The following is a 19,337-nucleotide window of genomic DNA, read 5'->3' on the forward strand; positions in this document are numbered from 1 at the left end:
CCGACACCGGCATCCTTGTCCGCATACGGTTGACGTGGGGCGTTCTCGTCCGGGGCGTAATTCTTTCTGACCATTGGCAGCTCCATGAAGAAAGTTGAAGCCGGCTGCCCGGTTGCTTGTGATGCCCCCGATCCGCTAGCGGCGTGGTGGCCGAAGATCGTGTTCATGATGTTGGAAAAGATACCCATGACGCCTCCTGTTTGCGGGAGCCACGCATCCCGCAAGCGCTGTGCCGACGTTTCACCCAAGGGAACGGAGATTGCTCTTATATCACATCGTGCTATTTCTCCCGGAGCTTTTTGCCATGGGCAAGGTTAATAAGAGTCAGTCGTATCCGTTTGCGTCGGGTGGATGGGGATCGTTGAAGTCCGTCACGACAATACTGAAGCAGGAAAAAGTTGCGATCAAAGACAGCACGATCCTGCTCAAGCAGAACAAGCCAGACGGATTCATGTGCGTGAGCTGTTCGTGGGCAAAGCCGGCCGATCCTCACACGTTCGAGTTCTGCGAAAGCGGAGCAAAAGCGACCGCCTGGGACACGACTGCAAAGCGCATGACGCCGGAGTTCTTCGAACTCAACACCGTCACATCGTTGCTCAACTGGCACGATCATGATCTGGAGGAAGCGGGCCGACTCACTGCCCCAATGAAATACGACGCCGCTACTGACAAATATGTCGAAGTCAGCTGGGAAGACGCGTTTCGCGAAATCGGACGGGAGTTGAATGCGCTCGACCCAGAGAGCGTCGTCTTTTATACGTCGGGGCGTGCGTCGCTCGAAACGTCGTACATGTACCAGCTTTTCGTGCGAATGTATGGCTGCAACAATCTGCCCGATAGCTCGAACATGTGCCACGAGAGCACCAGCGTGGGTTTGAAGGAAGCGATCGGTGTGGGTGTCGGCACGATCACACTGGAAGACTTCGAGAAGACCGACCTGATGTTTTTCTTCGGACAGAACGTCGGCACGAATAGTCCGCGGATGCTTCATCAGTTGCAGGATGCGCGCAAGCGCGGCGTCCCTATCATCACCTTCAATCCGCTGCGTGAGCCCGGTCTCGTTTCGTTTGTGAATCCGCAGTCGCCCGCGCAGATGCTGACGCCCGCCGAGACCCAGATCAGCACGCAATATCATCAGGTCAAGACGGGCGGCGACACGGCCGCGATCCTCGGCCTTTGCAAGGCGGTCATCGAAGCCGACGATCATGCCAGGGAGCAGGGTTTGCCCCGCACAATCGATGTGGCGTTCATCGACGAACACACGACCGGCTTCGACGAGTTCGCTGCTTATGCAAGGGCGACGGACTGGAACGAGATCGAGCGCATCAGCGGCCTGACGCGCGCCGCGTTGCTCGATGCGGCGAGCGAATATATGCGGGCCAACGCGGTCATGGCCCACTATGGCATGGGTCTCACGCAGCACAGGCTGGGCGTGCAAAACGTGCGCATGCTCACCAACTTTCTGCTGTTACGCGGGAACATCGGCAAGCCAGGCGCGGGCCCATCGCCCGTGCGCGGACACTCGAACGTACAAGGCCAGCGTACCGTGGGCATCACCGAGAAGCCGGAACTCGCCCCGCTCGATCAGCTTGCGAAGCAGTTCTCGTTCGAGCCGCCAAAGAAGAAAGGGCTGAACACGGTTGAAGCATTCGAAGCGATGGTCAAAGGCGACGTCAAAGCCGTCGTCAATCTGGGCGGCAATCTCGTGCGCTCCGTACCGGACCGGCTGCAAACGGAGCCGGCATGGGCGCGCCTGCGCCTCACCGTCAATATTGCGACCAAGCTCAATCGCAGTCACCTCGTTCATGGTGAAGTGTCCTACGTTCTGCCGTGCCTGAGCCGGATCGAAATTCACCGTACGCCGCTTGGCGATCAGGCCGTTTCGATGGAAGACAGCACAGGCTGCATGCATGGTTCGAGAGGCGTCACGGAACCCGCCAGCGAAAAGGCTCGCCCGGAGCCGTACATCGTGGCGGGGATCGCGAAAGCGACGCTAGGCGAGCGCTCTACCGTCAACTGGGACGCGTGGCGCGACGACTATACCCTCGTGCGCAACGAGATTGCGACGACATACCCCGATATTTTCCACGACTTCAATGACCGCATGTGGACGCCGGGCGGATTCCATCGTCCGATTCCGGCGCGCCATCGGCAGTGGAAGACGAAGTCGGGAAAGGCGGAGTTCCTCACCCCGCATTCGTTGGCGGAAGACCCCGACATGCCCGAGAAAGTGCCCGACGCCCTGCGTCTGATGACGCTACGCAGCGACAGCCAGTTCAACACGACCATCTACAACATCGAAGACCGTTTTCGAGGTGTAAAGGGCACACGCATGGTCATCTTGATGAATAAAGCGGATATCGAAAAACGCCACCTGCAAGAAGGACAGAAAGTCACGCTGCAGACGATCGCCGACGACGGAATCGAACGGCGCCTCGAAGGGCTCAAGATCAAGGTGTATGAGATACCGGAGGGTTGTATCGGCGGTTACTACCCGGAATGCAATGTTCTCCTGCCACTGTGGCACTACGCCAAGGAAAGCAAAGTGCCGGGCGCGAAGTCGATCCCGGTCAGGATCGTCGAGTAGATGCCGCGTAAGTACAACGAAGGAGCTTGTTGAGCGTACCGAAAGCGCGCGCGGGAACGGAGCATGCTGCTTCAACACGCGAACGGTCCATTGCCGCGTCCGCACCATGAGAGGTCTCTACCGTGCCCTACGTCCCCACCATCACGACGATGATTCGTCTCGATCACACCCATGTCCTTGCTGCGTTTCATCGTTACGGCGGCGAAACTGCATGGTGGCGCAAGCGCGCGATCGTCACCTCCGTTTGCAGAGCGCTTGAAATTCACGCGCAACTGGAAGAAGAGATTTTCTACCCCGCCCTCGCGCGCATCGCACCGACTGACGACACCCTGAACAAGAGCCGGCCGGAGCATGACGAACTGCGCGAGATCATCGCGAAGCTGCGCGGCATGGGCCCCGAGAATGCTGCCTACGACTCGCTGTTCATGGAGTTGATGCGCGACACCATGCATCATGTCGCCGATGAGGAAACCAGACTTCTGCCTCTCGCCGAACGCGCGCTCGGGCCCGAGTTGCGCACCCTGGGCGCAGAGATGACGCGCAGGCGCATGCAACTGCTCGGCGAACATCCCGTCGAGGTCGCGGTGAATACGGCGGGTACTTTCCCGGTGGCGACCGCTGTGCTTGTGACCTTGCTCGCGTGCGGCGCCGCGCGGATGTTTGGCGGCAAGCGTCGGCCGGCGCGCGCCGCGTGACACGCAGCGGCGTGATGCGCTTTGACGCGTGATGCTTTGCTCGCGACGGCCTGCGACGACGGGTAGCGTGCGAGCGGCAACGGCGTCATGTTGGGCGAAACAGCAGCGCGGCACGCCGATGCTCGGCAAGCTGTACCCACCTTGCCGATGTGAGGGATGCCATGTCGAGCCAGTACTACGCGCCTTATCGCGGGTGCAGCATCGAGGTTCACGTTTCGTTGTCGAAGGCACATGCGATTGGCGGCATGTACCGTCGGTTCCGGGTGTCATGCACCATTGCATTTCCCGAACGTCCCGATCGCAAGCTGGTGAACTTCCCCGAGCAATTCGATTTCCTGTCGGAACAGGAGGCATTCAGATACGGGGAGAGCCGTGCGCGCACGTTCATCGACTCGATTCTCTCGACGCCATCGCGCCGGCCGAAACAACGCGCGCCCGCCGCAGAAGAAACGGAAGGGCCGACAACGCTCTGAGCGTCAACCACGCTGGCGCCAGGCCGCGCCGCCTGGCGTCATCATCGGCGCAAGCGCGACGCCGTTTGCTATTCGTGCGTCGACATGCCGCGGTACATCCACAACTTGAAGCAGGCCCTTGCCGCCGCAAGCGCGGCTCCACCGTGAGAGCATCCAATGTCAGGCAAAGCGGAAATAACCGACGAAAATGCGGCGGGCCACGCCTCACCGCACCTCGATGAGAAGGAACGCGATCAAGCCTCCGCGCACAGTTCGCCGCAAGCCCTGGTCATCCACGAAATCATCCGGGAGGAAGGAGAAACCGCGCTGGGACGCAAGCCGCTTGCGCTGCTCTGGTCGGCGCTGGCCGCAGGGCTTTCGATGGGGTTTTCGTTTCTGACCCAGGCAGTCTTGAAGAACAAGTCGTCGCTCGGGCCCGAAAGCGCTTCGTTGATTGCTCCCGCCGGTTATTGCGTTGGCTTCATCATCGTCGTACTGGGCCGTCAGCAACTGTTCACCGAAAGCACACTGACCGTCGTGCTTCCCGTGCTGACCCGAAGAGATGTTCGCACGGCGGCCGCGGCGTTACGGCTGTGGGTTATCGTGCTGGCCGCCAACCTGGCGGGCACATGGATATTCGCGGCTATTCTGGCTGCACCTGCGTCCTTCACGCAGACGCTTGCACCGGTTCTGGACGAACTCGCGCAGGCATCGCTCGGCACGAGCTTCGCCAGCACGGCGCTCAAGGCAGTCCTGGCAGGATGGCTCATCGCCTTGATGGTATGGCTGCTGCCCAACGCAAGATCCGCGGCGGTGCTGATCGTCGGCGTGCTCACGTATGTGGTTGCCGTTTGCGAGCTGTCACATGTGATTGCGGGTTCCGTCGAAGCTGCGTTTACGGTTCTGCGCGGCAATGCCACGCTACAGGATTACCTGCTTCGCTTTTTTTTACCGACGTTGCTCGGAAATGTGATCGGCGGCATCGCCCTTGTCGGGTTGCTGAACCATGCTTCCATCGCGCCCGAGATGACCGGCGGGCATTAGACCAGCCGCAATCGACAGAACCTTATAGCGCAGTAGCCGCTTGCATATGAGCGCGAGGCTCAATGGGCAATGCTACTGCGCGAGACGCGTGTGCGGGAATGCCCCATGCGACCTTTCTGATCGTCAACACCCGTTCGCTCAAGGAGCAGATGATGCCAGTCGTACCCGACAACCCGGTGACCATACCCGACGCCCCATCGCACGGAGCGCCTGAAGCGCGTCGAGATAGCCGTTCAGCGGAGCCGGCCGATCCCGTCGAGCGCGCAGACCGTCGCAGAGAGAATGAGAACGAAGGCGACGTCAGTGTCGAACGCGACGGCACGGTCAGGCAGAAGCCGCACGGCAACATGGATGAAACTTTGGTCCCAAAAGGAAAAGACCACCCGGAACAGGGCCCCTATACGCCCGAGCACGACGGGATCGATCCCGATCTCGCGCCAGATGACAAAGCGTAGGAAGGTTAGTCCGAGTAGGGCCCGCGTCAGCGGCACTCGCATGGCGGCATCGCGCCTGCCCCTACACGCGGCGCGGAAGGCGTACCGAGAATACCGTCTCGGCTTGGGTGGATTGCACGCTGATTTCGCCGTGATGCGCCTTCGCAATCTCGCTCGCGATGAACAGGCCCAATCCAAGGCCGTGTTGGCCGTTGCCTTCGTTGCCTTGACTCGGGCCGCGCTCGAGCGGATCGAAGATGCGATCCAGCGTCGCCTGATCAATAGCAGGTCCGACGTTCCTGACCTCGAACCGGACCTCCGTGTCGGCGGGCGTGACGATCACGCGCACGGGCGTGCCCGGTGTTCCATAGAAGATGGCGTTAGACACGAGGTTGCCAAGCAGTTGCTGCAGACGACTCCCATCCCAGCTCCCGTGCAGGTCACCCCTCACGTCGAGCTCGATCTCCCGGCCCGGATGGGCGGCGCGCAGCTGATCTATCACATCGGCGAACACTTCGGCCAGATCAACGTCGTGGGGCGCAATACTGATTCCCAATCCCAACTTGGTTCGATTGAAGTCGCACAGGTCGTCGAGAAGGGTCTGCATACGGGCGCCGCTGCGAATGAGCCTGGCCGCGGCTTCCGATACGTCCTCCCCCGCATTCAGCGCCGCGAGGAATGAGGCAGTCATCTGGATTGTCTGCAGGGGACTACGCATGTCATGCCCGAGCATGCCGAGCAACAGGTTTCGCGCCTGTTCGATCTGTTCGTTGAAGAAACCGACTGACTCCGCCAACGCCTGGTCGATGGCCTCGTTGAAGCGGATCATGTCATCCAGATCCGGTGCGCCGGGCAGACATTTGTCCATCCACAGGCGGAGCACACTCGCACGCAACGCGCGATATTCCGCCGCCAGCTGATTGATGTTGAAGCCGCGCCGCGCTCGCAAGAGGGCATGGGTTTGCGCAGCCGTTTCAGGCGCATCGATGGCTCTGGGCGCATGTCCCAACGATTTTTCGCGCTGCGCTTCCTGGGTCTGGGGCGTCGATATGTCTTTCACCACCGCCTGCAGAATCTGACGAGCATGATCGCGCAGGGCGAGGGAATCCATATGTCCCGCGGCAGGCAGCAACGTGCGCGCGAACGCCTCCCATTGCGTCAGGATCAACTCAATGTCTTGGTCAATAAACTCGGCTAGTCGCATGACGGCCCTTCCGTGCGCGTGGCGCCCTTAGATGGAGCGCACACACGCAGCAGCTCCGCGAAACGAGCACATATGGTCACTTTGGCGAGTGTACGCAGCAATGCTCATCAAGGTTATAGGTGCCGGGGTGTCCGTAAGTCAACGTGCATGGACAGGTCTGCCGCACGGCGATAAGCGCCCGCGAGTGTCTCCTTCGACGCCCGCTACCTCAAAAGTATCAAAGATTCGCCTCGTGCGCTCAAGTGCAAACGATGTCCTCCGCGGATACCACGTCGGTTCATGCGCCCGAGCCTCACATCATTTCGCTCGCGCCTGGACCTGCGCTTGCTCGCGGGTAACTGCCATCCATCAACTTCAGCGAGCGTGCACCATGAAAGCAGTCGTATTCCACGGCATCGGCGATATCCGTCCCGACACGGTTCCAGATCCCGTTATCGCGCAACCCACCGACGCCGTGGTGCGCATCACGTCCAGTGCCATCTGCGGCACGGATCTGCACATGGTGCGCGGCACGCTGCCGGGAATGCAACCGGGCACGATCCTCGGACACGAGGGCGTCGGCATGATCGAAGACACCGGTCGCAACGTACGCAACCTGCGCAAAGGAGACCGCGTGCTCATCCCGTCGACCATTTCCTGCGGCTTTTGTGCCTATTGCCGCTCAGGCTACACGGCGCAGTGCGACACGGCCAATCCGAACGGTCCATTGGCGGGCACCGCTTTTTACGGTGGTCCGAAGACGACAGGGCCGTTCAACGGCCTGCAGGCCCAGTACGCCCGCACGCCGCTCGCCCATGCCAGCCTTATCCGCCTGCCAGACGACATCGACGACGACCGCGCGATTCTCCTGTCGGATATCTTTCCCACCGGCTATTTCGGCGCCCAGATCGCCGGCGTGCAAACCGGCGATACCGTTGCAGTGTTCGGTGCGGGACCCGTCGCGCAGTTCGCCATCGCGAGCGCGCGACTGATGGGCGCGGGCCGCGTCCTCTGCGTTGACCACATACCGTCGCGGCTCGATATGGCGCGAGCCCAAGGTGCCGAGGTCATCAATTTCGATGTCGATGATCCTGTGCAAGCCATTCTGGAACTGACGGGCGGGATTGGCGTCGATCGCGCGATCGATGCTGTCGGTGTGGATGCCGTCCGTGCCGAACAGGGCCCCGCCGCGAGTGGCCAGCAGGGCAAGCGCCAGACTTTCGACCAGGAGCTACAGGAAATCGCTCCGCAGCAAAACCCGCAGGACGGTAACTGGAAACCGGGCAGCGGTCCGTCTCAGGTGCTGCAATGGGCGGTCAAGGCGGTGGCGAAGGCTGGCACGGTATCGGTGATCGGTGTCTATCCGATGAACGACCGCTTTTTCCCGATCGGCGAAGCAATGAACCGGAACCTGTCGGTGAGAATGGGCAACTGCAACCATCGCGCGATTACACCGAAGCTCGTTGAACTCGTCCGCAACGGTTCATTCGATCCGCTCGCCGTGTTGACCCAGTGCGAACCGATCACGAATGCCATCGCGGCGTACCGCGCATTCGACACGCGCGAACCGGGCTGGATAAAGGTCAAACTGGAACCGTGATGAGCGTCGACCCGTTGTGTCGGCTAACGCATTGGCATTGGGAGCGGCGATTCGATGCAATCATCCTGGCTGTTCCCGCCGGCGCGCATGAATGACCATCCGGGCGGACGCAGGCAGGCTTCTTCTTCAAGGAAGACCTACTTCTATATCAACAGTCCGCGCGGGCGCCCATTTCCCGAGCAGGAACTGATCGAACTGGACAGGGCGGGCTACACCGTCGTGCTCAGCCGGGTCGCGATAGAGAGCGCGCCGCCGTATGTCCCGGCATCGGCCCGCGCGGAACTGTGCGCCCTGCTCCGACGCGTCGCACCGGGCGAGTTACTCGTCGTGCTCGAACTGGCTGCGCTCGGGTGCAGCGCGCGCGACGTCTTGTCGACGGTGACGCAGTGCCGCAAGGCGAAGATCGCGCTCCGGTGCGTTGAACTGGGCGCCGCCGATCTCACGGCACGCCCCCCGAGCCGCAGGCAATCAAGGCGCTCCGGGCGATCGTCAATATGGAACAAGCGGTTCGCAGTCAGCGAAGCGCCAGCAGTCTGAAGACGGCAAGACAAAACGGGCGGCCCACCGGTCGGCCCGCATCACTGCCCAGCGGCGATCAGCACCGAATCGTGCACGCGCTGAGAAAGGGCGACTCGGTCAGCGAAGTCGCCCGCAGGTTCGGCACTTCACGCCAGACGGTCATGCGGGTGCGCAGTCACCGCCTTGCCGCCGAATGAGGGGTTTGGAGGGACGTGCGACCGGGTTGCCTGCGAAAGGGATCGCCTCTATACCGCCGACATGGCGCCGACATGACGCCGCTGCGCGTGCAATACGGCACATGCCCAAATGCGCAAATTACACGCGTGCTCAGGCAGCGGGTGCCGCCCGGTTAGATCGGCTGGATGTTGGCTGCCTGCTTTCCTTTGGGCCCCTCCTTGACTTCGAAACTGACGCGCTGCCCATCCTGCAACGACTTGAAGCCTTGCGCTTGCACCTCGGAAAAATGTGCAAACAGGTCATCCCCACCGTCGTCCGGCGTGATGAAACCAAAGCCCTTGGCGTCGTTGAACCATTTGACCGTACCCGTTGCCATCAAGCGCTCCTCGTTGATAAGTCATCCCGACAACTGCGCAACTTGCATGCCGCACCGGGAGGATCGTCGCGTCTCACACGCCGCGGCCAGTGGCTGCGTTCAGCCCGCTGCTCCCGCGGGCATCGGCAGGCTGAGACGGGCGGAATCGTGTCCGTCAATTACCGCCGGACCCCGGCGCGGGCGCCGATGCCGGCATGGCCGTGCCCGACTTTTTGTGCGTCTTCTTATGTGACGTGGTGCCGGATGGTGCCATCGTATTCGCCCCGGACGCACCGGACACAGTATCGGTAGAGCCGCCCGCGTTCGGCTTGCTCATACCCGTTCCGCCTTGCCCGCCAGCGGCGCCTCCGCCGCCCGCGCCCTGGGCATAGACGTTTGCCGACAGTCCAAGAAGCAAAGCGGAAATGAACATACCCTTCGTCAAAGTTCGCATGATGTGCCTCCTCAGCGCGAGCGGTCGTGCGCCGGAAGGCGCGAGCCCGCTTACCGCGCAGCGCAATTCGCGTGCCCCACGGCAGGCCATTCCCCGTGTGGCCTGGTCGTTTTAAGGCCGAGATAATTCGCAATCTTTGCCTGCAATAGAACACGGCCAACCGGTCCCGCGTCGGCCGAAGCTGAAGAAACCGGAAAACGTTCGTTAGCCAGGCTGAGGCGCCGTCAATTCCCCGTCTAATCCGCTCGTCCCACTGTCCACCGACGTAGCGTCGGATGCATTGGAAACAAGCTGTTGGCGCGCCCTCTCCCAATACTCGTCGGCGCGTCCCTCCGGCCCGCCGTCCTGCTCCCAAAGATAGAATGCAAGCGTCCGGATCTGTTCTTCGCTGATTGGCACGTCCATCACAACCTCCTGTGTTTCGCGACACGACAGTCTCGCTGAAACAGCAAACGGCATGCTCGACATACGCAATGGCCTCTCGCTCCGACACGACGGCTCCTCCCCTGTCTCGCTACCGCAGGAAGCGGGATTTCACTGTCACGCCCGAACCGTCGGCAACGTCGGCAACCGCAACAACCGCAGCAACCTCGCGCCGCAACGCCAGAGACCTCGGGTTCGTCATACAGAAGCACTGGGCGAGCCGGCTGCACTACGACTTCCGTCTCGAGTTCAACGGTGTCCTGCTGTCCTGGGCTGTACCCAAAGGCCCTTGCTACGACCCGAAAGAGAAGCGGATGGCCGTGCATGTCGAAGACCATCCCGTCGACTACGCAGACTTTGAAGGCACCATTCCCAAACGACAGTACGGAGCTGGCACCGTTATCGTCTGGGACCGCGGCACCTGGGAGCCGGCAGGTGACGCGGACGCGGGGATGAAGGCCGGCAAGCTCGTCTTCCGGCTGCACGGCGAAAAGCTCGCGGGGTTGTGGGAACTGGTGCGCATCTCGAAGCCAGACGACAAACAAGACCAGTGGATGCTTTTCAAGAAGCGCGACGAATGGGCCCGCCCGCTTGCGCAATACGACGTCATCAAGGCGCTGCCCGACAGTGTCGTCGCGAATCCACTCGGGCTGGTGGAAGACCGCGAGCCGAAGTCTGCCAGACCTGCACGCGGCGCCGACAAGGATCCTGACCTGTCCGCTGCAGTGCGCGCACCGCAGCCAGCGAAGCTGGAGCCGCAACTTGCGACCTTGGCCACCTCGCTGCCAACGAGCGGCGACTGGATCACGGAGACAAAGCTCGATGGATATCGACTGCTGGCCCGCATCGACAAGGGGCGTGTGCGGCTCTTTACGCGAGCCGGGCACGACTGGACAGCAAAATTTCCCGGTCTCGTCACGCCGCTTGGTGAGCTGCCACTCTCGACGGGATGGCTGGATGGGGAAATCACCGTCATGAAAGATGGCTTGCCGAGCTTTTCCGCGCTCCAGAATGCGATTGACGGGCGAGCCGGTCAGGACATCGTCTATTTCCTGTTCGACCTGATGTACCTCGATGGACAAGACCTGAGGAAAGTCCCTTTGTGGTCAAGGCGCGCGCGACTGGCGCAACTGCTCGATGACGCAGGAGAGCCGCTGCGATTCAGTCCGGACTTCGAGGCACCGCCGGCACACGTGTTCGAAGCCGCGGCTGGTCTCGGGCTCGAAGGGCTGATACTCAAGCGGCGTGAAGCGCCATACGAGTCCGGACGGACGCAAACCTGGTTGAAAGCGAAAACGCGTCTGCGACAGGAACTCATCATCTGCGGCTTTACCGCACGCGGAGGCAAAGCGGGCGAAGTCGGCAGCTTGCTGCTGGGCTATTACGTCGGCGACAAGCTCCACGACGCCGGCAGCGTCGGCACTGGCTGGGACTCGCGGACCGCCCAGGACATCTGGCGCCGTCTCGTTCCATTTGAGAGGGATGCTGCCCCCTACGATGTGGCCGTGGCGAAACAACGGCGATGGTCCCGACGCGCGGCAGGAAGCGAACGATGGGTTGAACCGGCACTGGTCGCCGAGGTCGAGTTTGCCGAATGGACCGCAGACGGTGTCATCCGGCAGGCGTCGTTCAAGGGACTCCGCCTTGACAAGCCTGCGGGCAGCGTCGTCCGCGAGGGAGGAAAGACGCAGCCGCCCGAGCCTGTTCACGACGTGAAAATCACGCATCCCGAGCGAATCGTCGACGCGTCGGCGGGCATCACGAAAGCCGATCTCGTACGATACTACGCGAGCGTCGCAGAGTGGATGCTCCCTCACCTGAAGGACAGGCCCGTGGCAATGGTCCGCGCGCCGGCGGGTATCGCCAGCGAACTGTTTTTCCAGAAACACGTCGAGCGTACCAGTATGCCGGGACTGACAGTTCACGATCGCGACCTGTGGCCCAGGCATCCTTCGTTATTGAGCGTGGATACGATCGACGCCCTGCTTTCAGCGGCGCAAATGAACGTCGTCGAGTTTCATACGTGGAATTCGACAGTGCGAAAACTCGACAAGCCCGACAGGGTCATCTTTGACCTCGACCCAGGGGAAGGACTGAAATGGAACTACGTTCAGGAGGCCGCAGTCCTTGTCAGAACATTGCTTGCCGAACTCGATTTGCAGGCGTGGCTAAAGACGAGCGGCGGAAAGGGCTTGCACGTTGTCGTGCCGCTAAATTCCCGCCTGGATTACGGAACAGTGAAGTCGTTCTCGCAGGCCTTTGTCAGACATCTCGCGAAGACGATTCCCGAACGCTTCTCAGCCATATCCGGCCCGTCGAACCGTGTTGGAAAAATTTACGTGGACTACCTGCGCAATGGAATGGGACAAACAACGGCTGCGGCGTTTTCAGCACGCGCCCGTCCGGGAATGGGAATGTCGATGCCCGTCTCATGGGAACAGCTCACTGAACTCAAAAGCAGCGCGCAGTGGAATGTCCAGACTGCGCGCGAGTACCTGAGCTTTCAGACCAAAGACCCTTGGGCCGACTACTGGTCGACTACGCAAACGCTGGCTAAGGCAATGAAGCGTCTGCGCTGAAGCTTCCATGCACATTCAGACAATCGCCATGATGGGATCGGTTTGCCTGAAACATCGCATCCTCTGCAAGCGGCAAGCAAAGAACGCAGGCAACGGTTCAGTTGCATGCCGGTTAAGACATGAATAGAACACGCCAATGTTTAGCACGCGACTTAGCAAGCGGTTTAGCAAGCGGTTTAGCAAGCGTTTAGCAAGCGTTTAGTCCACGCATGGCCTGGCGAAAATCAATTTAGTCAAGTCGCTTTTACACGTCAATAACGCCTGGCGTATATAGGCGGCCGGCTCTTATTCGCTTGACAATAAGAGCCGTCGCGTTGCGGATCTCACTGTATGGCGGGCGTCGCGCCGAGCTTCTCTGCCAGCATTCGCTCATATACGCCGAAGTGCAGGTCGACCTCTTCCTGGGTGACGACGTGAACGAAGATGTTGACCTGCTCTGGCATCAGACCCATCACGGTAGCGATAGCAGCTTCGAGCTGTGCAGCACAAATCCGGTCTTCGGCAAGCGTGGTTCCGACGGTCACGTCATAGGCCTTTTCATGACGAAACACGATTTCGACGATACGCGCCCGCGCGCTCATATTGTTGTCGACCGCGAGGCGCGTGATTTCCGCCACCTGATGCAACAGTTCTGTCGGGAAACCCTTTGTCGAGCGCAGCTTGATGCGATGTTTGCCAAGGGTTGTCCAGTCCGTATCGAATTCCATAGCCGTCTCCTGGTAACGCTGGTGCGCGGACTGTATGGGCGCGTAAAGCGGTTTTCAAGTCCAAAAAATTTGCGAATTGGACCTCTTGAAAAACGCGGTGGACGTCCTATCTTAAGCATCGCTCAGGCAGCGTTCGTGGACTATCCGGTCGCGACGCTGCGTGTTTCAACCTTGATTGTCCGCGGCACGGGACAACCGGACTGAAGCGCGTACGCCGGTTCGCTCCCCTTGCCGCCAGAGGAGATAGCGACCATGAGTGACATCTACTTCGGGACCGACCTCTTCAGCGAACTGGACCGTCTGCAACGCCAGATCTCCAGCCTGTTCGGTGGCTACCCATCAAGCCTTCGTTCGAGCCGGTCCGGCACATTTCCGCCTATCAACATTGGTACGACCGACGACTCGGTTGAAATCGTCGCATTCGCGCCGGGCGTCGACCCGCAGAAGCTGGACATCTCGGTCGACAAGGGCCTGCTCACCATCGCTGGCGAGCGCACGGGCACGCGTGCGCAGTTGCCGGAGAGCGCACGGCAATATGCCCAGGAGCGTTTCAGCGGCGCCTTCCGGCGCGTCATCGAATTGCCGCAGCAAGCCGACCCGGACAAGGTCAAGGCGCGCTATGCCGATGGCTGCCTGCTCATTTCAGTCGGCAAGCGGGAAGCCTCCCGGCCACGTGCGATTACTGTTCAGTAACGAGGTGACATCATGAGCGACAATACGCAACTTGCCCAACACAACGACGGTACCGTGGCAAGTCCGAACGCGGACGAAAGCCGTCGCCGCGTTACCCTGACGCCGGCCGTCGATATCTTCGAGGACGCCCATGCCGTGACGCTGCTGGCGGACCTGCCGGGCGTGTCGAAAGAGAAGCTCGACGTCAAGGTACACGACGGCAGCCTGACGATTGAAGGGGAGTCGGTCATTCCCGTGCCGAGCAATCTAGCCTTGACGCATGCCGAGGTAAGGGCACCGTACTTCTCTCGCCGGTTTTCGGTTAGTGAGGACTTTGACTCGTCGAGAATCGAAGCATCGTTGAAGGACGGCGTGCTCAGACTGACGATACCCCGGCGCGATGAAGCCAAGCCGCGTCGCATCGAGGTCAGTTCAGCCTGATAGCAGGCGCCTTGTTCGGAAGGGTTGGCTGCGAGGCGCAGACACGTCTGCGCCTCGCGAGACGGCGGTCAGTGCCGACGGCCCCGTGACCGGGAACCGCGATTTCTTACCGGTATGTTCCGCCCGAAATGGCCGCCCTTCGCCCTCTTACGCTCATCCTCCATGCGCAGGGCGGCACACATGAACATCGAGTCCGAATTGTCCCCGACTGAATACCCGATCCGTGCGACGCATCGGGAGTCGCTCATAACCGAGCAACTCTCGACCCGAGCCAGCCGTCGCCCGAATTTTCGCGCAGAGTCGGAAGTCCTGAGACGTCTGGCACGTTCACTTGCCACGTCCGACAAGGCCATGCTCGACACCCTGGCGTCCGAAGCGGCACGTCTGTGCCGCGCAGGGAGCGCCGGCATCAGTGTTCTTGAGTCGCCACCGGACCGGCAGGCGAGCTTCAGGTGGGCGGCCCTCGCCGGGCACTGCGTTCCGCTGCTGAACACCTACCGCCCGTTTGACGATAGCGTATGTGGCGTGGCGCTCGCCTTGGGAAAACCTGAACTCTTCCGCACGCCGCAGCGGTTCTTTTCGTCAATCGAAAATCTCTCTCCTCCCGTGGTCGAAGCGCTGCTGGTGCCGATCCCGGTCGGTGACGGTCCCTGGGGCGCGATCTGGGTCATGTCGCACGATGAGAACGTCCGTTTCGACGCGGAAGATCTCCGCCTGCTCACGAGCCTGGCCGACTTTACAGGCGCCGCGATGCAGGTTTCCCGCGTGCACGCGCTCGCAGAGAAAAGAGCGCTCGAAGCAGAAGAAGCACAAGCAGCATTGCGTCGGGCAGAAGAGCGCACGCACGAATTCATCGCCACGCTGAGTCACGAGCTGCGCAGCCCTATCGCCCCCGTCGTCTCGTCGCTCGAAATACTGGGCCGCACTGAGCCCGGTGCGTCGGCTGCTGCTCACGCGCTTAACATCGCCCGAAGGCAAATGCTGCGTCTGCAACGGCTGGTCGACGACCTGATGGACGCATCGAGAATCCGGCATGGCAAGGTCGAAGTGCGTATGGGCAGATGCAATCTTGCCGACATCGTCTGGGATGCGGCAAACGCTGCGCAGCCCGCAATGGACGCGCGCAAACATCTGCTGACCGTCCAATGTCCCGCCGACCCCATCGCCTTACATGCAGACGGAACCCGGCTCACCCAGGTACTCGTGAACCTGCTCAGTAATTCGGCCAAATATTCGCCGGATGGCAGTCACATAGAACTCACCGCGACTATCGAAGAGGCGCCAAGCTCCCCTGACGCGCCTTCGTCCAGCGTGGTCCGGCTCACCGTTGCGGACGACGGATACGGAATCCCTGAGCACACGCTGCCTCACGTATTCGATATGTTCACGCAGTTGGGTTCGCGCGAGTCGTCCGCGGATTCCGGACTGGGCATCGGACTAGCGCTGGTGAAATTCCTCGTGGAGAGTCACGGCGGGACTGTATCCATTTCAAGCGGCAAAGGCCAGAAGGGTACCGTCGTCACGGTGTTACTTCCCGTCGTGCAACACCTCAGGGCAGTAGAGACAGCAAGGACAATGAAAAGCGCAGATGGCTCGCGCGAATAGATTGAATTACCAGCTGCTTTCTCCGTACTCCGAGTCCGCAAATCCCCGCGCGTATGCAAGAATCTCGAAGCGCACCTATCTCCCGCATTTTTCAGACGAATCGACGTCGCCCTTTTAGCCCTTCTTTACGCAATCGAAACGCAACAGCCGACGATGCCACACCCGCGTCACAATAGTCTGCCGATATGTTCGGCAGCGCACATAGGGCATCGGGTCGCGGTTGGGAGGCTCGAATCGCAAGGCTAAAACGTAAGGGCTCGTTTTGGCCCAACCAGGCCGCGCGCACGCTCAGGCCGGGTTCAAGGTGCAGCCGCACTCGCGTTGCTGACGATATGGAGGGTAAAAATGAAGGAACGCCCGACGTACATCTATACCAATGGCTCGCCGCTGCAACATACGCCCGTTCACCTGAACGCGTCGGACATGCACGGTTTCTTCATCAAGGGCGATCTGACGAAGTTGCAGGCGACCGTCGATGAAACTCTCAATCGGGTGGCGGCCAACCGCATTGAGTTTCAGGTTTTGTCGCCGTACATCATGCTGACTTTCACGCGCGTGGATCACGCGCAATCCGGCTTTCCCGTCGATCGCGACCGAGGCTGGGGCAAGGAATGCGACATCATTCCGTGGATTCTCGTGGGACAAGTCGAGAGAACTAGCGGCGGCATAAAACTGCACCGCATTTTTCTCTATCCGTCATATACATGGGTCGACGTGCCCACGGCCATTTCCATTGGGCGCGAGATTTTTGGTTACCCCAAAAACATCTGCAAGCTCATCATGCCGGCTCCCGGCGACGATCCGCTGACATTCGAGCTTGCGAGCGAGGGCTGGGAACCCTTCAGCCCGCAAACGCAGCTAGGCACGAAGCCGCTACTGGAAATCAAGGCGACCAATACGGACCAGGCACATCAGCCGCTGTCCGGGTTGTTTGAGGTCATCCGTGAAGGCTTCAGGATTTTAAGTTCAGAGCCGGATCTGTTCGCGCTCGACGAGGCAGGCATCAGGGATCTGGAATTGATGCTGTTGCACCCGCATATCGATCAAATTTTTCTCAAGCAGTTTCCAGACTCGACGGGCGTCAAGGCCGTCTATCAGGCCATTGTCGTTTGTCCCACCACGGTCGACAAAGTGCACAGTGCCGAGCTGATCGGTTACACCTATACGTGCACGCTGCATCCATTCGATACGTTCCGCCTGGATCACACGCTGGGCCTTCGGCTCGGGGAGCAGCCCGTGTTGCTGCCCTTTCGCATCAACATGGACTTCTCGGTCGAGGCGGGCGAAGAACTGCTTCAGGCCACGGCGACCACGCCACAAAAAATCGCCGTGCTCGGCGGCGGTCCAGGCGCGATGACGGCCGCCTTCTATCTGACCGAGCAACCCGGCTGGCAAGACCGCTACGACATCACTGTCTATCAGATGGGGTGGCGCCTGGGTGGCAAATGCGCGAGCGGACGCAACGCAAGATTCGGACAGCGCATCGAAGAGCACGGCCTGCATATGTGGTTCGGCTTTTATGACAACGGCTTTGCCCTGATGAAAAAGGCCTACGACGCGCTCGATCGTCCGCCCTCCGCGCCGCTCGCTACCTGGAAAGATGCTTTCAAACCACAGAATTACATCGTGCTCACTGAGCCGATCAATGGCAGTTATCAATTCTGGCCGATCAGGGTGCCGGAGAAACCGGGTGTCCCTGGAGAGCACAACGAGGAAATCACCTTCGAGAAAATATTGGTCACGCTGACGGCATGGATTCGTCAATGGCTGAAAGATCTCGAAGATCATTTGCACGAGGTCGCCAAAACAGAAGCGAGACGGCGTGTCGCGGATCTCGAAGTGATCTGGGAAGGCGTGTGGGGACTCGCGAAGCACATTCCCGAAGCGTTTCATTGGCTAGAAAGACGCAACCATGCATTTCTTCCCGAGGAACTGCAGAAGATCCGCGCTTCCCTGCTCGAACGTGTAGGGCATCTTCTCGACACCGACGACGAGGCACGCCATGCCTTCGTCTCCATCGATCTCGCCGTCACGAGCCTTGTCGGCATGCACGTCGATGGTGTCTTGCTCAATGGCTTCGACGTCATCAACGACATCGAGTATCGCGACTGGTTACGCAAGCACGGCGCGAACGAAGACTACACCATCAATTCGGCGCCCGTACGCGGACTCTACGATCTCGTGTTCGCCTATGAAAATGGCGACGTCAACCGCCCGAACATCGAAGCAGGGACGATGATGCGCGGCATCCTGCGTATCGCCATCGGGTATCACGGCAGCTTCATCTGGAAGATGCAGGCGGGCATGGGCGACACGGTATTCACGCCGCTCTATCAGGTTCTCAAGCAACGCGGCGTGAAGTTTCAGTTCTTCCATAAAGTCGAGCAGCTGATTCCCGACGACGACGGCGTGGGTGAAATCACGATGACTCAGCAGGTGGCTCTCGCAGAAGGCGTGACTGAATACGACCCGCTCGTCAACGTAGGCGGTCTTGACTGTTGGCCAAGCGAGCCGAACTATGCGCAGATCGCCCCAGACGAGGCGCTCTTGCTGAAAACCAAAGATATCAATCTGGAGTCCCACTGGAGCAATTGGGCGCAGGAGTACAACGATCGCTTTCAGAAGCCGCTGCCCGTCAAGCAACTCAAGCGCGGCGTGGATTTCGACAAGGTCGTCTTCGGCCTGTCGGTCGGCTCGCTGCCGCATGTGTGTCCAAAGCTGCTGGAGAAAAGCGCCGCGCTCAAGGCGGCCAGCGATAACGTCAAGACGGTCGCGACACAGGCTTACCAGATCTGGCTCAGCAAGAGTCTGCGTGATATGGGCTGGAAGCATTTTGGCGACGGCGGCGAGGAGCCCATCTTGAGTTCGTTCAGCGAGCCCTTCGACACGTTGACGCCAATGAATCAGTTGCTCGCGCGCGAAGCGTGGGAAGCCGAGCATACACCGCTGAACGTTTCGTATTTTTGTAGTCCCATCCGCACACCTGCGTTTCCCGCACATACCGTGACGGACTTTCCCGCAACCTGCACGCAACAGGTGAAACTCAGCGCGCTTGGACAACTGCGCAAGCAAGTGTTCAATCTATGGCCGGCAGTGGCAACGGAAGATTCATTCGAATGGCACATATTGATCGATCCCACCAAAAACGACGGAGAAGCGCGCTTCGACGCGCAGTACTGGCGCGCGAACATCAACCCGTCCGAGCTGTATGTATTGTCGGTAGTGGGAAGCACGAAGCATCGGATCACGAGTGACGCATCCGGTTTCAGCAACCTGTATCTCGCCGGCGATTGGCTGAAGACGGGTTTGAATGCCGGATGCGTCGAAGCGGCTGTCATGGGCGGCATGCAGGCTTCACGCGCCATTTCCGGATTCCCGCAAGTCATCAAGGGAGAACACGACGACTGAAG

At 60.3% G+C, this 19,337-nt stretch carries 18 protein-coding genes and 1 pseudogene; 13 read left to right on the forward strand and 6 right to left on the reverse strand.

All coding sequences use genetic code 11. The features are described from left to right. Positions 1–188, reverse strand: a pseudogene (locus H3V53_RS32800) (hypothetical protein); the annotation flags it as partial. A 116-nt stretch (positions 189–304) separates the two neighbouring features. On the opposite strand from H3V53_RS32800, the gene H3V53_RS32805 reads away from it, so the two are divergent. From H3V53_RS32805 to H3V53_RS32825, 5 genes are all read left to right on the forward strand, one after another. After that, on the forward strand, positions 305–2,587 hold the full coding sequence (locus tag H3V53_RS32805; RefSeq protein ID WP_336601393.1) for an FdhF/YdeP family oxidoreductase: 2,283 nt from the start codon (positions 305–307) through the stop codon (positions 2,585–2,587). Positions 2,588–2,736: 149 nt separating this feature from the next. Further along, the gene (locus tag H3V53_RS32810) at positions 2,737–3,282 is read left to right on the forward strand and encodes a hemerythrin domain-containing protein (protein ID WP_336601422.1); all 546 of its coding nucleotides are present in this window, start codon (positions 2,737–2,739) and stop codon (positions 3,280–3,282) included. 161 nt (positions 3,283–3,443) lie between these two features. Next, positions 3,444–3,755 carry a hypothetical protein gene (locus H3V53_RS32815; protein WP_336601394.1) on the forward strand — a complete coding sequence of 104 codons (312 nt, stop codon included), beginning with the start codon at positions 3,444–3,446 and terminating at the stop codon, positions 3,753–3,755. 156 nt (positions 3,756–3,911) lie between these two features. After that, positions 3,912–4,778 (forward strand): formate/nitrite transporter family protein, encoded by an 867-nt coding sequence (locus H3V53_RS32820; protein WP_336601395.1) that lies wholly within the window; start codon positions 3,912–3,914, stop codon positions 4,776–4,778. Between the two features lie 98 nt (positions 4,779–4,876). Then, positions 4,877–5,233: a hypothetical protein gene (locus tag H3V53_RS32825; protein WP_336601396.1), complete on the forward strand. Its 357-nt coding sequence runs from the start codon at positions 4,877–4,879 to the stop codon at positions 5,231–5,233. Positions 5,234–5,294: 61 nt separating this feature from the next. On the opposite strand, the gene H3V53_RS32830 is transcribed toward H3V53_RS32825, so the two are convergent. After that, a complete protein-coding gene (locus tag H3V53_RS32830; protein WP_336601397.1) occupies positions 5,295–6,416 on the reverse strand; it encodes a sensor histidine kinase in 1,122 nt (373 codons plus the stop codon). Positions 6,417–6,786: 370 nt separating this feature from the next. Here H3V53_RS32830 and H3V53_RS32835 point away from each other — a divergent pair, with 370 nt between their 5' ends. Genes H3V53_RS32835 through H3V53_RS32845 form a run of 3 tightly spaced genes read left to right on the forward strand, consistent with a single transcriptional unit; the run spans position 6,787 to position 8,711 of the window. Beyond that, positions 6,787–7,995: a zinc-dependent alcohol dehydrogenase gene (locus tag H3V53_RS32835; protein ID WP_336601423.1), complete on the forward strand. Its 1,209-nt coding sequence runs from the start codon at positions 6,787–6,789 to the stop codon at positions 7,993–7,995. Positions 7,996–8,049: 54 nt separating this feature from the next. Then, entirely contained in the window at positions 8,050–8,532 is a 483-nt protein-coding gene (locus H3V53_RS32840) for a hypothetical protein (protein WP_336601398.1), read from the forward strand. After that, the gene (locus tag H3V53_RS32845; RefSeq protein ID WP_336601399.1) at positions 8,490–8,711 is read left to right on the forward strand and encodes a helix-turn-helix domain-containing protein; all 222 of its coding nucleotides are present in this window, start codon (positions 8,490–8,492) and stop codon (positions 8,709–8,711) included. Before H3V53_RS32840 ends, H3V53_RS32845 begins: the two co-directional genes overlap by 43 nt. 152 nt (positions 8,712–8,863) lie before the next feature. Here the strand turns inward: H3V53_RS32845 and H3V53_RS32850 are convergent, their stop codons facing one another. The 3 genes from H3V53_RS32850 to H3V53_RS32860 all read right to left on the reverse strand — a co-directional run bounded on the left by H3V53_RS32850 (position 8,864) and on the right by H3V53_RS32860 (position 9,968). Next, positions 8,864–9,067: a cold shock domain-containing protein gene (locus H3V53_RS32850; protein WP_054925359.1), complete on the reverse strand. Its 204-nt coding sequence runs from the start codon at positions 9,065–9,067 to the stop codon at positions 8,864–8,866. Positions 9,068–9,221: 154 nt separating this feature from the next. After that, the gene (locus tag H3V53_RS32855; protein ID WP_054925368.1) at positions 9,222–9,500 is read right to left on the reverse strand and encodes a hypothetical protein; all 279 of its coding nucleotides are present in this window, start codon (positions 9,498–9,500) and stop codon (positions 9,222–9,224) included. A 204-nt stretch (positions 9,501–9,704) separates the two neighbouring features. After that, the gene (locus tag H3V53_RS32860; protein ID WP_336601400.1) at positions 9,705–9,968 is read right to left on the reverse strand and encodes a DUF2934 domain-containing protein; all 264 of its coding nucleotides are present in this window, start codon (positions 9,966–9,968) and stop codon (positions 9,705–9,707) included. Positions 9,969–9,973: 5 nt separating this feature from the next. Here H3V53_RS32860 and ligD point away from each other — a divergent pair, with 5 nt between their 5' ends. Further along, entirely contained in the window at positions 9,974–12,502 is a 2,529-nt protein-coding gene (gene ligD, locus H3V53_RS32865; RefSeq protein ID WP_336601401.1) for a DNA ligase D, read from the forward strand. Positions 12,503–12,825: 323 nt separating this feature from the next. Here the strand turns inward: ligD and H3V53_RS32870 are convergent, their stop codons facing one another. After that, positions 12,826–13,209 carry a hypothetical protein gene (locus H3V53_RS32870; protein ID WP_054925364.1) on the reverse strand — a complete coding sequence of 128 codons (384 nt, stop codon included), beginning with the start codon at positions 13,207–13,209 and terminating at the stop codon, positions 12,826–12,828. A 252-nt stretch (positions 13,210–13,461) separates the two neighbouring features. Here H3V53_RS32870 and H3V53_RS32875 point away from each other — a divergent pair, with 252 nt between their 5' ends. From H3V53_RS32875 to H3V53_RS32890, 4 genes are all read left to right on the forward strand, one after another. After that, positions 13,462–13,902, forward strand: a complete 441-nt coding sequence (locus H3V53_RS32875; protein WP_336601402.1) for an Hsp20/alpha crystallin family protein — start codon at positions 13,462–13,464, stop codon at positions 13,900–13,902. A 12-nt stretch (positions 13,903–13,914) separates the two neighbouring features. Further along, positions 13,915–14,322: an Hsp20/alpha crystallin family protein gene (locus H3V53_RS32880; RefSeq protein ID WP_336601403.1), complete on the forward strand. Its 408-nt coding sequence runs from the start codon at positions 13,915–13,917 to the stop codon at positions 14,320–14,322. A 180-nt stretch (positions 14,323–14,502) separates the two neighbouring features. Beyond that, complete coding sequence (locus H3V53_RS32885; RefSeq protein WP_336601404.1) at positions 14,503–15,927, forward strand: sensor histidine kinase; 1,425 nt, start codon at positions 14,503–14,505, stop codon at positions 15,925–15,927. Between the two features lie 345 nt (positions 15,928–16,272). Next, on the forward strand, positions 16,273–19,335 hold the full coding sequence (locus H3V53_RS32890) for an NAD(P)-binding protein (RefSeq protein WP_336601405.1): 3,063 nt from the start codon (positions 16,273–16,275) through the stop codon (positions 19,333–19,335). The last annotated feature ends 2 nt before the right edge of the window (positions 19,336–19,337 follow it).

The sequence above is a fragment of the Paraburkholderia bengalensis genome (assembly GCF_037126505.1).
In the GTDB taxonomy this organism is placed as follows: Bacteria; Pseudomonadota; Gammaproteobacteria; order Burkholderiales; family Burkholderiaceae; genus Paraburkholderia; species Paraburkholderia bengalensis.

What these genes read in the sequence shown, in the direction of transcription:
- H3V53_RS32845 (WP_336601399.1), top strand. Translation starts at nt 8,490, where the DNA reads ATGGAACAAGCGGTTCGCAGTCAGCGAAGCGCCAGCAGTCTGAAGACG.
- H3V53_RS32880 (WP_336601403.1), top strand. Translation starts at nt 13,915, where the DNA reads ATGAGCGACAATACGCAACTTGCCCAACACAACGACGGTACCGTGGCA.
- H3V53_RS32830 (WP_336601397.1), bottom strand. Translation starts at nt 6,416, where the DNA reads ATGCGACTAGCCGAGTTTATTGACCAAGACATTGAGTTGATCCTGACG.
- H3V53_RS32870 (WP_054925364.1), bottom strand. Translation starts at nt 13,209, where the DNA reads ATGGAATTCGATACGGACTGGACAACCCTTGGCAAACATCGCATCAAG.
- H3V53_RS32875 (WP_336601402.1), top strand. Translation starts at nt 13,462, where the DNA reads ATGAGTGACATCTACTTCGGGACCGACCTCTTCAGCGAACTGGACCGT.
- ligD (WP_336601401.1), top strand. Translation starts at nt 9,974, where the DNA reads ATGGCCTCTCGCTCCGACACGACGGCTCCTCCCCTGTCTCGCTACCGC.
- H3V53_RS32860 (WP_336601400.1), bottom strand. Translation starts at nt 9,968, where the DNA reads ATGTCGAGCATGCCGTTTGCTGTTTCAGCGAGACTGTCGTGTCGCGAA.
- H3V53_RS32810 (WP_336601422.1), top strand. Translation starts at nt 2,737, where the DNA reads ATGATTCGTCTCGATCACACCCATGTCCTTGCTGCGTTTCATCGTTAC.
- H3V53_RS32815 (WP_336601394.1), top strand. Translation starts at nt 3,444, where the DNA reads ATGTCGAGCCAGTACTACGCGCCTTATCGCGGGTGCAGCATCGAGGTT.
- H3V53_RS32850 (WP_054925359.1), bottom strand. Translation starts at nt 9,067, where the DNA reads ATGGCAACGGGTACGGTCAAATGGTTCAACGACGCCAAGGGCTTTGGT.
- H3V53_RS32840 (WP_336601398.1), top strand. Translation starts at nt 8,050, where the DNA reads ATGCAATCATCCTGGCTGTTCCCGCCGGCGCGCATGAATGACCATCCG.
- H3V53_RS32820 (WP_336601395.1), top strand. Translation starts at nt 3,912, where the DNA reads ATGTCAGGCAAAGCGGAAATAACCGACGAAAATGCGGCGGGCCACGCC.
- H3V53_RS32890 (WP_336601405.1), top strand. Translation starts at nt 16,273, where the DNA reads ATGAAGGAACGCCCGACGTACATCTATACCAATGGCTCGCCGCTGCAA.
- H3V53_RS32855 (WP_054925368.1), bottom strand. Translation starts at nt 9,500, where the DNA reads ATGCGAACTTTGACGAAGGGTATGTTCATTTCCGCTTTGCTTCTTGGA.
- H3V53_RS32805 (WP_336601393.1), top strand. Translation starts at nt 305, where the DNA reads ATGGGCAAGGTTAATAAGAGTCAGTCGTATCCGTTTGCGTCGGGTGGA.
- H3V53_RS32825 (WP_336601396.1), top strand. Translation starts at nt 4,877, where the DNA reads ATGCCCCATGCGACCTTTCTGATCGTCAACACCCGTTCGCTCAAGGAG.
- H3V53_RS32835 (WP_336601423.1), top strand. Translation starts at nt 6,787, where the DNA reads ATGAAAGCAGTCGTATTCCACGGCATCGGCGATATCCGTCCCGACACG.
- H3V53_RS32885 (WP_336601404.1), top strand. Translation starts at nt 14,503, where the DNA reads ATGAACATCGAGTCCGAATTGTCCCCGACTGAATACCCGATCCGTGCG.